This is a genomic window from Psychromarinibacter halotolerans (assembly GCF_029168315.1).
In the GTDB taxonomy this organism is placed as follows: Bacteria; Pseudomonadota; Alphaproteobacteria; order Rhodobacterales; family Rhodobacteraceae; genus Psychromarinibacter; species Psychromarinibacter halotolerans.
This window is the reverse complement of sequence record NZ_JARGYD010000014.1, coordinates 1-12817: the sequence shown is the minus strand read 5'-3', so window position 1 is coordinate 12817 and position 12817 is coordinate 1. Positions and strand designations below refer to the sequence as shown.

The following is a 12817-nucleotide window of genomic DNA, read 5'->3' as shown; positions in this document are numbered from 1 at the left end:
CCTTGGTTTCCATACGCAGAGCGCGATCAGGGAGGTCTCGCGGACCATCGCGCGCGCGTGCTATGTAAGGTGTACAAACGCACTCTGATAAAACCCTTGGGTAAAGCTCAAAATAGCTGTATTTTGCGCATATGAGGCCTGGAACCCCCGCATTGTATGATGAATCCGACGCGCTCGGCATTTATGCTGAGGAGGTCGAACAGGCGTCTGAGGACGACCTGTGGTTTCTGCCCGGTCCGATGGACGACGAGCCGGACTATTTGCCGCCGGGACCACGGGCCGAACCGCGTGAAACCGAGGTCCTCGACGAATGGCGGAAGGCAGAGGGCGGGCAGGCCGCGCGTCTTGCCCGTGTGGCCGGTCGCGTCGGCGCGCTGGACGACCGGTTGAAGCGCGGACCGGAAGGATGGCGGCATCGGCTTGCGCTGATGGAGGCCGCAGATTTGAGCTGGCACACCGGTGACCGCATCAGCCAAGACCGGCTGGCGCTCTGGATCTCGCTGCGCCTGTCCGGTGTCCAGGACGACACGGCGGCGCTGGCGCGAGTCGGATGGGCGATTCGGCGACTGACGGGTGGACCGGGACCGGAGCAGGACCTTTCCGCCTTCCTCGACCGTCGCGACCCCGAGAACATCAGTGATGAGACCGAGCCGTTCGTGGATCGCGCGAGCGGTTGGCTGGATCTGATGGGGCAGGCCACGGACCTGCACCCGATCACTCGCGCTTGCGCGGGCTTTCACCTCTGGCGCCTCGCGGGGCTCGGGCAGCACGACGACCGTATGGAAGCGGCTGTCGCAGCTGCGCGGATCGCGGCCAGCGATGGAAGAGGCGCAGTCTTCACGCCTCTGGCCATGGGCGGGGCAGGGGGACTACGAGCCGGTGGTTCACCGTTCGAACGTCTGGAACGCTGGCTATACGGGATGGAAGCCGCGTGCCTGACCGCGGTGCGGCACCTTGACGATATCGAGGCATGGTCGGCGCGGGCGGAAGCCGAAATGACATTGCTCTCGGGCAGGACGCCGCCGGCCTTGCGCGCAGTGCTGACCGAATGGCCGCTCGTCTCTGCGCCAATGGCCCAGGCCCTGACGAGTGCCAGTCGCGCCGCTGTTCAGCGCAACCTTGCATGGATGCAAGAGCGGGGTCTGATCCGCGAGGTGACAGGACAGGGGCGGTTCAGGATGTGGAAGGCGACAAACTGAAGGTTAGCGTGGGTCTCACCCGCTCACTCGACAGCAGCGATAACCGCGAGCACGCGGCAGGGCGCGCAGAAACTCACCAACACTTAATGCATTTGTTGCACTTATTTCATATATGGTGGTAGAGAACAGAAACCGGAGAGGAGACCACCATGAACATGCTGGCACACCGACATCTTCCGCCCACGCCGCAGGACGCAGCGATTGCGCGCGTCTCTGGCCAGGCATTGTCACGCTTCGCCCAGGCGCGCGCGCCGTTGAAACTTCGTGTGACGGACTCCGAGCAGATGGAGCCGATCGAGCTTCCTGCGGGCGCCGTATCGCTGCTCATGGAGATCCTCGAGGCGATGGCAGCGGGGCGGGGGGTCACCATCATCCCCGAGAACGCCGAACTCTCGACCGTACAGGCCGCTGAGGTTCTGAACGTCTCGCGTCCGTTCCTGATCAAGCTGCTCGAGGATGGTGCCATACCGCATCGGAAGGTCGGCAAGCATCGCCGCGTCCGCATGGAAGACGTGATGTCCTACAAGGCCGCGATCGATACCGAGCGTGAAGCTGCGCTCGATCAACTGGCCGCCGACGCTCAAGAGCAGGACATGGGCTACCGCTCGAAATGAGCCAGTACACGGTCCTGTTCGATGCGAACGTCCTTTATCCCGCGCCGATGCGCGATGCACTGATGCAGTTGGCGGTCACAGACCTTTTCAAGGCCAAGTGGACGGCCGATATCCATCGGGAGTGGATTGATGCGCTTCTGCGCAATGAACCTCATCGGGAGCGCGCCGCGCTGGAACGAACTCGCGACTTGATGGACAGGGCCACACGCGACTGTCTGGTCACCGGCTACGAGGCATTGGTGCCGGCCCTAACACTGCCGGACCCTGACGATCGGCACGTTCTGGCGGCGGCAATCGTTGGGCGCTGTGACGCGATCGTCACGCAGAACCTGAAGGACTTCCCACCAGCGGCACTTGCGCCCTTTGGCATCGAGACCCAACACCCTGACGACTTTTTCCGGAACCAACTGTCTCTCGCGCCCGGTCTGGTCTGTTCCGCGCTGCGGAAAGTTCGCGCGCGCCTCAAGAATCCGCTCAAAAGCGTCGACGAGTATCTCGCGATCCTGACACAGCAGGGGTTGGTCGCCACGGTTGCCGACCTGGAGCAATTCGCCGACCTGCTTTGATCCCAGAACTGCCCTGACTGAATACGTTCTGGCCAGAGTTGTGGCACCCGATCCATCATCACCGCGAGATTTCGCCCGCCAGGACTGCACGCCCGTGGACTGCAAGCGTAGCAGTGAACCTCGGGCAACCGAACTGCCGGATCACGGCGACAATGCGCGCATCGTACGCCGCTTGCCCTATGACGCGACACAGGTCTGACGCGTGAAACTGGCGGTTCGAGCTTGGCGCAGCCTTGATCTGTTCGTGCAGCTCGCGCTCTCGTGGCTCTTGAACCGGCTGTGGTGCGGGGAGAGCCGGTGGGCGCGTCGCTTCTCCAAGCGAGGTGCGCCACCGGCGCATGAAGCCGAGCAGGAAACCGGCCGGAACCTTGCTGTTCCCACGGGCCCGGTTGAAGGCAAGGAAGCGTTCCCAGATCACTTGCGTATCGACGTTCCAGCAGGGTAGGGCGCTCTTCGCGGCCTTGATCAGCTCGGCCCAGCATGTTCGGAACACGTTCGAGCAACCGTCAATGTTGATCTGTCCTGTGAATATAGTTTTGTTAGATTCTTCTCTAGATAGTGATGTGTCGCCTCCGCCTGACACGAGATCGTGGGTCTGTTCGCCGTCGTCAAAGGCCGCGAAGCGGAAAAGCCAGGGGGCGAACTTGCCGTTCGATTTCTCGCGCTCAAGCTTCAGTTCAGAAGTTTCAAGCTCACTCAGCAGAACGCTCAGGTACTGGCGCGAGACGCCCATCTTCGCCGCCAGAGAGGACAGGGTGAAGGCAGCCGTGCCGCGGGGCAGGCCGTTATACCCATCCTTCCACGCAATTCCGTCGAGGATGAGCGTGGCCAGCTTGTGCGCCGAAACGGAGAGGTCTGTCTGCGTGATTCGCCTGAGGATCAGGCCGGTCGTTGGTTCCATGGTCGTATCTCCTAAGAGACGATGCCATGTCGAGAGCAAACAACATTCTTGCCAGCAAAAACACTTTGCTGGTTGCAGGGGTTCGGACACTGCGCTAAAAAGACCGTGTTCAGGGGTTTTTTTCTAGCGCGGCGTCAGGCTTCTCGGTCTGGCGTCGTTTCCCTTTTTTGGGGTGATGCACTGCCTCCGGTGCAAGTTGATCGGAGCGGGCCAGTGCTACGCTGGCCCGCATGGGGTTCAGTATCGAACCTCTTCGAAGCCGTAGTTTCCTTCATGGTCGCGCCAATCGACGAAGACCGAGCGATAACTCACCCAACCACAGTGCTCGGGACGGGGCAGAAGCGAGGCAGGTGGAACAGCTCCCACGCTCGATCTCTGCCAGCGATAATCGCCCTGCACACCGTAGGAGCCGAGCCTAGTCGAGTCGTAGCGGATGCAATCACCGTCACGATCCTGATGTTGGCTGAACTGGACATGGTAGACGCGGATGCTCCGAACGAAGTCGAAGGCGCTGCCAGAGATGTCGATATCGGCGCGTTCATCGGCCTGCGCCAACACGAACGGACCTGTCGCATCCGGGAGGCTGATCTCAGGCCGGACGGGCGTTGTTGCAGAACTCAGTCGGTGAAGGATTCACATCGGGAATCCATGCGGTTAGACGATCTGCATGAGCAAGCCCAAGCCCGCCCGCTACCGCACGACGAACTGGTCCAGCTACAACGATGCGCTCAGGAAGCGCGGATCGCTGCTGATCTGGCTGGACAAGGAGATGACCTGGCACGCGCCGCATGAGGGACGCCCAGGGCGCCCGCCGGTCTTTTCGAATGCCGCGATCCAGTTTTGCCTGTCGCTCAAGGTTCTGTTCAAGCTACCGCTCAGGCAGACAGCCGGAATGGTCGCGAGCCTCCTGCGCCTGGCAGGGCTAGACTGGCCCGTTCCGGACTACTCGACGCTGTGCCGCAGACAGAAGACCCTCAAGGTGCAGATCCCCTATCGCCGTGCCGAAGGGCCGCTGAATCTTCTGGTGGACAGCACCGGCATCAAGTTTCTTGGCGACGGCGAATGGCAGGCCCGCAAGCATGGCGTTCAGGGCCGCCGCCAATGGCGCAAGGTGCATCTGGCGATGGATATCGCCACCTCGGATATCCGGGCCGTCGAGTTCACCCCTAGCCGGGAAGGCGACAGCCCAGTCCTGCCGGACCTGTTGGGCCAGATCCCCGAGGACGAGGACATCGGCACCGTGACCGCGGATGGTGCCTACGATACCCGCCGCTGCCACGGCGCCGTCATCGCACGCGGTGGCACGGCAATCATACCGACCCGAAGGAACGGTCGAGCTTGGAAAGAGGACTGCCCGGCTGCCAAGGCGCGCAACGAAACCCTGCGCGCCACGCGTCACTACGGTCGGGCATTCTGGAAGCGGTGGACCGGATACCACGCCCGTAGCCGAGTGGAGGCCAAGATGCGATGCCTGAAGGCCTTCGGTGAGCGCATCGCCGCGCGGGATCCAGATCGCCAAACCGCCGAAATCCACATCCGGGTCGCCCTTGTCAATCGCTTCAACGCGCTCGGCACCGCCCACGTCGTCCGCGTGGCATGAAACTGAATGGGAAAGGGGCACTCACAACTCAGGCCGACTTTCTGCAACAACGCCAACGAGATCTACGCGGCCCCTGTCTCCTGAGCGCGGAACCGCTGACGGAATGCGTGAAGCTGAGAAGAGATGACAAACCGGTCGAACCGGGGATCGGGACACCCCAGGGGGTCAAGGCGCAGAAAGCGCGCAATTTTGATTGGGACCCGATCCGCGGACTTCATCTGGGCCAGCGGCTAGACCGCACCACAAAGGCCGTAGACATGACTGCTTTCGGCATAGGCGCGTCAATTCCCAGCTTGCGCAGCAGGGGTCGTCCAGACATGGGAACACTTGCCCTCGCCAGAGATGCCCACTGCGCGTTGGCGACGGTCCACCAATGACTTGCGCCACCGGACCTGTGGGGGAACCGGCGCAGCGCCAGTTCCCCATCGGCTCATTCTGCCGGAACCCAGGGCCGGTTATAGGCTGCCACGCGCCAATCACCGTGTTCGATGAACCGGGGGGCGCTCCCGGTTTCCAGCGCCTCGGCTGCGGCGTTCAGCGCCTCGGGCGATGTCTCGGGCCAGGCGCCCGTTTCGATCCGTTCGACCAGGGTCTCGACGATGGCCGTGCTTTCGGCAGCCGTGAACTCGCAATGGCCCGTGCCCTGGACCAGCGACTGCCGATACAGATCGCCGGTACCCTGCTCCTGCACCAGCGCGCCGTAGCCTTCCATCAGCGTGTAGGGAATGGCCCAGTCGCCCAGCATGTGGATGCGGATCGCCGGAACCTGCAGATCGCCGGTCGTCGTGCGCCCGTCTGCGGCCCAGAAATCGCGCGCATAATCCGAGGCCGCGATGCGGGGGGCGGCGTCGATCCTGGCAATGTCGGCCTGAAGGTCCAAACCGGCCTGTTCGTAGAGCGCCTCAACCGTCCGCGCCATCGCGGGTGCGGCATTCTGGTAGAAGGCGGCATAGTCGACCCCCTCGTTCCCGGAAAGTTGCTGCCCCGATGCGGCGTTTTCGAACAGAAGCCGCGAGGACCCGCCAACATTACCGCCGATGCGCAGCGCCGAGGCCACGATCATGTCGGCCATGGCGCCGGCATCCGCGGTGTCGGGTAGTTCGGTCCCCTCGACCATCCACGGCGACCACTGTCCGATGGCGAAGGCAAGCGCCAGCCGCGCGCGGCCCTCCGGGCTTTCGCCCGCCGTTTCGATGGCGGCCATCCAGGACGCACGGATCGCGTCAAGGCTGCGCTCGCCACCCGCTCCGGCATTGGGCAGGCCGACGATGGCGAGATCGCTGGCCGGACCGTGCCCAGCGGCCTCATAGCTTTCGCCCAGCAGGGTCTGCATGGCGAACCAGCCATCCAGGAAACTGCTCATGATCCAGACCGGCGTATGGGCGGCAAGCACGGCGGCACCGTCGATCCTGTCCGGGTAATCCTCGGCCGAAGCGAGGCTGTCGAGCCCTCCGCCAGAACAGCCGTATTGCAGCACCATGTCAGGAGCGCGCTCCAGGTCCGTGAAAATGTCCTGAACAGCTTGTAGATTCAGGATTTCACGCTGCGGATCGTATTGCCACAGGCGCAGCGGGTGCCGGGCGAGCCCGGCGAAGGCATAGCCACGACCGAGCAGGTCGTCATACCGCTGGACCGCTGACGCGACCGAAACGTTGCTGGCGAAATCCAGATCCCTGAGTAGTCGACCATTCCAGTTCTCGGGCACGCGGATCAGCCATGCCGTCCCGTCCGGCAGGGTTCCCGCATGTTCGTTGAAGGCGGGCTGCTCCTGCGCCGACGCGAGCGGGGCGAAGCCCGCGGTCAGAGCGAGGCAAAGCACCACCATTCCGGTCCGCGAACGCGGGCCGGCCAAATTGGCTGTCCGTGACATGAATTTCCTCCAGTTTGATGCAGCGATGAAATCCGGCTCCTCTTCCGGGGAACCATCGCCGGGAAAAAACATAGATAGCTAATTATTAGTGTCAAGGGCTCTGATGCACAAATCGGCTTAAGGCCGAGGTTCCCCTTTCCCCGGACGGACTTATCCCACAGCTTCCGTGACGGGTATTCCGAGCGCGGTGTAGCCGTTCAGGACGGCGATGCGGACCTGGAGTTCGGCGACCTGTCGGTCGAAGTCCCGTGCCATGAGCCGCTGGCCCAGCAACTTGATACAATGCATCTTTGTCTCGACGCGGCTTCGGCGGTGGTATCCACTCCATCGTCGCCAGAGCGCGCGGCCCAGGTATTTCGCCGCGCGCAGGGCCTCATTTCGCGCCACGGCTCCGGCGGTGATCGTCTTCCAGGGCTTCGCGTTCTTGCGGGGCGGGATGACGGCATGGGCACCGCGATCTGCAATCGCATCGTGGCATTTGCGCGTGTCGTAGGCGCCATCAGCCGTAACGCTACCGATTTCCTGGTCCTGCGGGATTTGGTCGAGAAGGTGGGTAGGATGGGCGCATCACCGATGTGGCTCCCGGTGACTTCGACGGCCCGGATCTCCAACGTTTCTTCATCGATCCCAAGGTGGAGCTTGCGCCAGACGCGCCGTTTCGGGCCGCCATGCTTGCGTGCGTGCCACTCGCCTTCACCTTCGACCTTGATCCCGGTGCTGTCGATCAGCAGGTGCAACGGCCCCTTGGAGCCGCGGTAGGGGATGTTCACGGCCAAGGTCTTCTGGCGGCGAGATAGCGTGCTGAAGTCGGGCACCGTCCAGTTCAGGCCGACCAGCCGTAGCAGGCTCTCGACGAACCCGGTCGTCTGCCGGAGCGCCATGCCGAACAGCACTTTCATCGAGAGGCACGTCTGGATAGCGGCATCGCTGTAGGTCTGCTGGCGGCCACGCCTGCCTGTCGGCGCGGCATCCCAGCTCATCTCGGGGTCAAACCAGATCGTCAGCGAGCCCCGGCGCTTGACTGCTTCATTGTAGGCTGGCCAGTTCCTGGTCTTGTAGGTCGGGGGTATGGGTCTGCTCATGCAGCCTGACTAACAGACTGGATTCGCAAGGTGAAACCTTCACAGCATTTGCGCAACATGTATAACCGCCCCTTGCGCAAGAGGGTTTCTGGATCAGTTTCGCGCGGTGTCGGGTGCTGACATGTATCCGGCCTCTGTTGCGGCCATCATCACGCCGCGGGCCCGTATGGTGTTCGCAGGTCGGGTCCAGATCAAAGCCGCGTGCTCGATGGCACTCTGTTGCGCTCTGGTCCTCCCGATCCCGTCTCACGACCGTGCGCCAAACGTCTCCTTGCCCTCTTCCGCTCCGACGTCCTCGCGACCAGTGACGGCTTACGCCGCAGCGGTCGGAGACTGGTAGGCGCCGCCTCGGGCCATCAGCGCCCAGACGATCCGCGCCATTTTGTTCGCCAGCGCGACCCGCACCAGCATCGGCGGCTTGCGCGTCAGCATCTCGCCAAGCCATGTGCCCGGCCGGGCAGCGGCATGAACATGCCGCTTGATGATGACGCTGTTGGCCCCGATGATCAGCAATCGCCGCAACGACCGTTCGCCCATCTTCGTGTTGGCCCCGAGACGCTGCTTGCCTCCTGTGGAATGCTGACGGGGCGTGAGCCCGAGCCAGGCCGCGAAGTCGCGCGCTTTGCGGAACGTCTCGGGGGGCGGAGCCAGAACCGCTATGGCCGTGGCAATCAGAGGACCTATCCCCGGGACTGTCATCAGGCGCCGCGCCACCTCATTCTCCTTGGCACACCGGGCGATCTCGGCATCGAGCTTGCCGATTTCCGCTCCGAGATGGGCGAGTGACGCCACCAACACCTTGAGCGTGGGGATGGCATCGGCAGGCAGACCGCTTTCCGGGTCTTCCACAATGGCAATCAGCTTCGACATGTTGGCCGCGCGCTGCGGAACGATCATTCCGAACTCGCCCAGATGCCCGCGCAGGGCATTGATGGTCTGGGTTCGCTGCCGGATAAGCAACTCGCGGATGCGAAAGACCATCGCCGCGCCTTGGGTCTCCTCGCTCTTCACCGGCACGAAGCGCATCGTCGGGCGCGTCGCCGCCTCGCAGATCGCCTCGGCATCAGCCATATCATTCTTCTGGCGCTTCACGAATGGCTTCACGTAGGCGGGTGGGACCAACCGCACGTCATGCCCGATCTTCCCGATCTCGCGCCCCCAGAAATGGGCGCCACCGCAGGCTTCCATCGCGACGACGCAGGCCGGCAGCTGTCCAAAGAATGCCAGACCTGATCTCTTCGCAGCTTCTTGCGCAGCACCGCCCGGCCCGTAGCGTCGGCACCGTGGACCTGAAACACATTCTTCGCCAGATCGAGCCCGACCGTGATAATCTCCGACATGACCGCTCTCCTTTGTGGATCCTTGCAGACCCACCTTGGCACATCGATGCCGTCGGGGGGGCACACCATCAAAGCCGCAAATCCTCATGAAATGCGCGGCCCGCCTCGGCGTCGTAGCACCGGTAGGCGCAATAGTGCTGCTGCAGGATGGGCGAGGGCGCCCGCCCGCACAGGGTCTTCGTCATGATGTATGTTGCCTTCGTGAGTGTCGGCATTACCCGGTTTCCAGCGCCGCGGGGGACCGTAACGCCTTCCGCGTCGAGCTTGAGTGGGGGGATAGCAAGCTTTGGTATCTAATCGTTGACAATCTCCTAGCGAGGGCTTTAAAGATAGATGTCTAAGCTATGTTTCGCAAACCACCGATCCGGCCCCCGTGTTCCGGATGTCGGACGGGAGAGGGGCGCGACGCAGGGCCAAACGGGAGGACATGATTATGCGTTTCACTGCAATCGCGATGGCTGCCGGCCTCGCCGTCTCGGCGACGGCTGGTCACGGCCAATCGCTCAACCTCACTCTTTCAGGCGGGAACCCGGGCGGCCTTTGGTCGCTGCTGGGCGCCGGCATCGACCGCGCCGCGCAGGTGGCGGACACCTCGGCCGTGGTGACCTATCAGGCTACGGGCGGCGGGTTCGCCAACATCGGCCTGCTGGGCGCCGGGCGCACGGATCTGGGCCTGGTGCACGACGCCGAGGCGCAGCTCGCGCTGGGAGGCGAAGAGCCCTTCCGCGGGCCGATCACGAACATGCGGGCCATCGGCTACATGTACAACTGGGCGCCGATGCACTTCTTCCTCGACCGCTCGATGGCCGAGCAATACGGCATCGACAGCCTGGACGACATCGCCGGCAGCGGCGCGCCGATCCGCATCGGCATCAATCGCTCGGGGAACATCACCTCGAACATCGCGCTGATGATGTTCGAGCTGGTGGGGGTGACCGACGAATCCCTGGCCGAAGCTGGCGGCCAGTTCGTGCGCGCCGGCGCCAATGAGCAGGGCGAGCTGCTGCAGGACGGACGGCTCGACATGATTACCAACGGCATCTTCATCAACCACTCGTCGTTTCGCGCGGTGGACACGAATGCTGACGTTGTGCTGCTGTCGGTCCCGCAGGAGGTCATCGACGCCACCAACGAGCGCTTCGGCACCGGCCAGATGGTCATTCCCGCTGGCAGCTATTCGAACCAGCAGGCGGACGTGAACACCGTGACGCTGGGGGCGCTGCTGGCCGCGACCGACGCGATGAGCGACGACGACGCCTATGCCTTGACCAACGCCCTAATCACCAACATCGACGAGGTGCGCGCGGTTCACAGCGCGATGCAATCCCTGACGCCCGAGTTGCTCGCCACGCCCAGCGTGCTCGAGTTCCACCCCGGCGCCGCCCGTGCCTACAGTGAGGCAGGGCTGTCGCAATGATCGGGACACTCGTCTCCACTGGCCGCAGGAGGGATCTTGCGGCCGGCCAGCAACGGGCCATCGTCGTGGTGGCCGCGATCTTCTCGGCCTGGGTGATCTACGCCAACCTCTTCACCATCTCGGATCCGCTAGTTCTGGGCATCCTCTTCGTTTCGGGGATCTACGCGATCATGTTCGCGGCGATCGGTGCCACGCCGAACGCTCCCGACCGCATCCCGTTCTATGATATCGCCCTGTCGCTGCTCAGCCTGGCAGCGGGCATCTTCTTCTTCGTGAACGCCACCGCCATTGCGGACCGCATCAGCCTGCTGGATCCGTTCACGCCCGCGCAGCTCTTCTTCGGCATCTCGCTACTGCTCCTGACCCTCGAAGCGACGCGCCGGACCACGGGCATGGGACTTACCATCGTGGTCGTGGCCTTCCTGGCGTACAACTGGTTCGGCTACCTGCTGCCGCCGCCCTTCGGGCATGGCGTCGACGATTTCACCTACCTGCTCGATATCTTGGTCTTCACCACGGATGGCGTGTTCGGGGTGCCGATCCAGGTGGTCGCCAGCTACGTCTTCCTGTTCGTGATGTTCGGCACTTTTCTGTCGAAAGCGGGTGGGGGCGAGTTCTTCTTCAACCTCGCGGCGCTTCTGACCGGGCGCACCCGCGGCGGTCCGGCGAAGATCGCGGTGATTTCCTCAGGGCTCTACGGCACGATGTCGGGCAGCCCGACCTCGGACGTGGTGGCGACGGGCTCGATCACCATCCCGGTGATGAAGCGACTGGGCTACAGCGCGCGCTTCGCCGGCGCGGTCGAGGTCGCGGCCTCGACGGGGGGCAGCGCGATGCCTCCGGTGATGGGGTCGGCCGCTTTCATTCTCGCCGAATATACCGGCGTGGATTACAAGGCGGTGGTCGTCGCCGCCGTGGTGCCCGCACTGCTCTACTACCTCGGCGTCTTTAGTCAGGTCCACCTGCGCGCCGTGCGCGAAGACCTGCGCCCGTCCGAGGACGAGATGCCGACCGTAGCGCAGACGTTCCGCACGGGCTGGGTCTTCCTGCTGCCGATCATCGGCATCGTGGTGGCGCTGCTCTCGGGCTATTCTCCGACCTTCACCGCCGGGATCGGCGTGATGGGTGTCATCATCGCCTCGACGCTGCTGAAGGCGACGCGCCTGTCGCCGTGGCAGGTGATCGAGGGCTTGGGCGAGACCACGCTGCGCATCCTGCCGGTGGCTGGCGCCTGTGCCGCCGCGGGTCTGGTGATCGGGGGCCTGTCGATGACGGGGCTGGGTATGAAGGCCGCGAACCTGATCCTGGTGATTAGCAACTCGCAGCCGATCCTGACGCTGGTTATCGCCGCTGTCGTGACGATCATCCTGGGTCTCGGCATGCCGACCCCGAGCGCCTACATCCTGGCTGCCGTGCTGGTCGGTCCGGCGCTGGCGCAACTGGGCTATCCGGTGCTGCAGAGCCACATGTTCCTGCTGTACTTTGCCGTTCTCTCGGCGCTGACCCCGCCGATTGCGGTGGCGGCCCTGTCGGCGGCGGCGATTGCGCATGAAGACCCGTTCAAGATCGCCTTCACCTCGGTGAAACTGGCCTCGATCGGCTTCATGCTGCCCTTCGCCTTCGTCTGGAACCCGGCACTGATGCTGCTGGCCGACCCGCTGTCGAATACTTTGGCCGTGGTTGGGGGCGTGATTGCCACGCTGTCCGTGGCCACCGCGGTCGAGGCCTTCGCCAGCAAGCCGGTATCGCCGGCGGAGCGGGTACTTCTGCTAGGCAGTGCGGTTGCGGCGGTCGCGCCCTTCCAGCTGCTCGCGGTCGCGGGCATCGCGCTCGGGGCAGCCATGTTGGCACGGCACCTGGTGGCGGGGCGCCGGGCCAGCGTGCAACAGAACGCCGCCGGCTGATGCCACCCTGGCGCAGCCTAACAGATCGCGCGGCCCGGACCCCTCCGGGCCGCGCGTCCTTTTGCAAGAGAGACCGACGTGACCCATCCGACCCAGACCGCAGAGCGACTCACGACGCAGAGCCCCTCCGCCGTGCCGCCGCAACAACCGAAGTTCTGGAAGCGCTGGGCGGTCAGCATGCTGGCCGTCTATCCCGCGCTTATCGTCCTGGTGCTGGCCACGCGGCCCTGGGAGTGGACAAAACATGGGGGTCATCTTCGTCGTTGCGGCCCGTGCTAAGGTGAGTTCTTTGCGTGTGGGGCTGCCATGGACGTACGGATTACA

The 12817-nt window shown here is 63.8% G+C and carries 9 protein-coding genes and 2 pseudogenes; 6 read left to right on the top strand and 5 right to left on the bottom strand.

Annotated features, from left to right (window positions below):
* Window positions 1-131: 131 nt before the first annotated feature.
* The 3 genes from P1K30_RS22015 (at window position 132) to P1K30_RS22005 (ending at window position 2379) form a co-directional block, all read left to right on the top strand.
* On the top strand, window positions 132-1199 hold the full coding sequence (locus tag P1K30_RS22015) for a helix-turn-helix domain-containing protein (RefSeq protein WP_007803223.1): 1068 nt from the start codon (window positions 132-134) through the stop codon (window positions 1197-1199).
* 149 nt (window positions 1200-1348) lie between these two features.
* Complete coding sequence (locus P1K30_RS22010) at window positions 1349-1813, top strand: excisionase family DNA-binding protein (RefSeq protein WP_007803221.1); 465 nt, start codon at window positions 1349-1351, stop codon at window positions 1811-1813.
* Window positions 1810-2379: a PIN domain-containing protein gene (locus tag P1K30_RS22005; protein ID WP_007803220.1), complete on the top strand. Its 570-nt coding sequence runs from the start codon at window positions 1810-1812 to the stop codon at window positions 2377-2379. The genes P1K30_RS22010 and P1K30_RS22005 overlap by 4 nt, the downstream gene beginning before the upstream one ends.
* Window positions 2380-2437: 58 nt before the next feature.
* Here the strand turns inward: P1K30_RS22005 and P1K30_RS22000 are convergent, their stop codons facing one another.
* Complete coding sequence (locus P1K30_RS22000) at window positions 2438-3280, bottom strand: hypothetical protein (protein WP_018065890.1); 843 nt, start codon at window positions 3278-3280, stop codon at window positions 2438-2440.
* Window positions 3281-3517: 237 nt separating this feature from the next.
* Window positions 3518-3838 carry a hypothetical protein gene (locus P1K30_RS21995; protein WP_275634938.1) on the bottom strand — a complete coding sequence of 107 codons (321 nt, stop codon included), beginning with the start codon at window positions 3836-3838 and terminating at the stop codon, window positions 3518-3520.
* A 109-nt stretch (window positions 3839-3947) separates the two neighbouring features.
* Here P1K30_RS21995 and P1K30_RS21990 point away from each other — a divergent pair, with 109 nt between their 5' ends.
* Window positions 3948-4880, top strand: coding sequence for an IS5-like element ISRhba5 family transposase (locus tag P1K30_RS21990; RefSeq protein ID WP_007803217.1), 933 nt, complete (start codon window positions 3948-3950; stop codon window positions 4878-4880).
* A 430-nt stretch (window positions 4881-5310) separates the two neighbouring features.
* On the opposite strand, the gene P1K30_RS21985 is transcribed toward P1K30_RS21990, so the two are convergent.
* From P1K30_RS21985 to P1K30_RS21975, 3 genes and pseudogenes are all read right to left on the bottom strand, one after another.
* Window positions 5311-6822, bottom strand: a complete 1512-nt coding sequence (locus tag P1K30_RS21985) for a hypothetical protein (RefSeq protein ID WP_235940238.1) — start codon at window positions 6820-6822, stop codon at window positions 5311-5313.
* A 78-nt stretch (window positions 6823-6900) separates the two neighbouring features.
* Window positions 6901-7832, bottom strand: a pseudogene (locus tag P1K30_RS21980) (IS5 family transposase).
* A gap of 312 nt (window positions 7833-8144) precedes the next feature.
* Window positions 8145-9172, bottom strand: a pseudogene (locus P1K30_RS21975) (IS110 family RNA-guided transposase).
* Between the two features lie 433 nt (window positions 9173-9605).
* Here P1K30_RS21975 and P1K30_RS21970 point away from each other — a divergent pair.
* Together P1K30_RS21970 and P1K30_RS21965 are read left to right on the top strand one after the other, a co-directional pair.
* The gene (locus P1K30_RS21970; protein WP_018065884.1) at window positions 9606-10589 is read left to right on the top strand and encodes a TAXI family TRAP transporter solute-binding subunit; all 984 of its coding nucleotides are present in this window, start codon (window positions 9606-9608) and stop codon (window positions 10587-10589) included.
* Window positions 10586-12493 carry a TRAP transporter permease gene (locus P1K30_RS21965; RefSeq protein WP_089849673.1) on the top strand — a complete coding sequence of 636 codons (1908 nt, stop codon included), beginning with the start codon at window positions 10586-10588 and terminating at the stop codon, window positions 12491-12493. Before P1K30_RS21970 ends, P1K30_RS21965 begins: the two co-directional genes overlap by 4 nt.
* The last annotated feature ends 324 nt before the right edge of the window (window positions 12494-12817 follow it).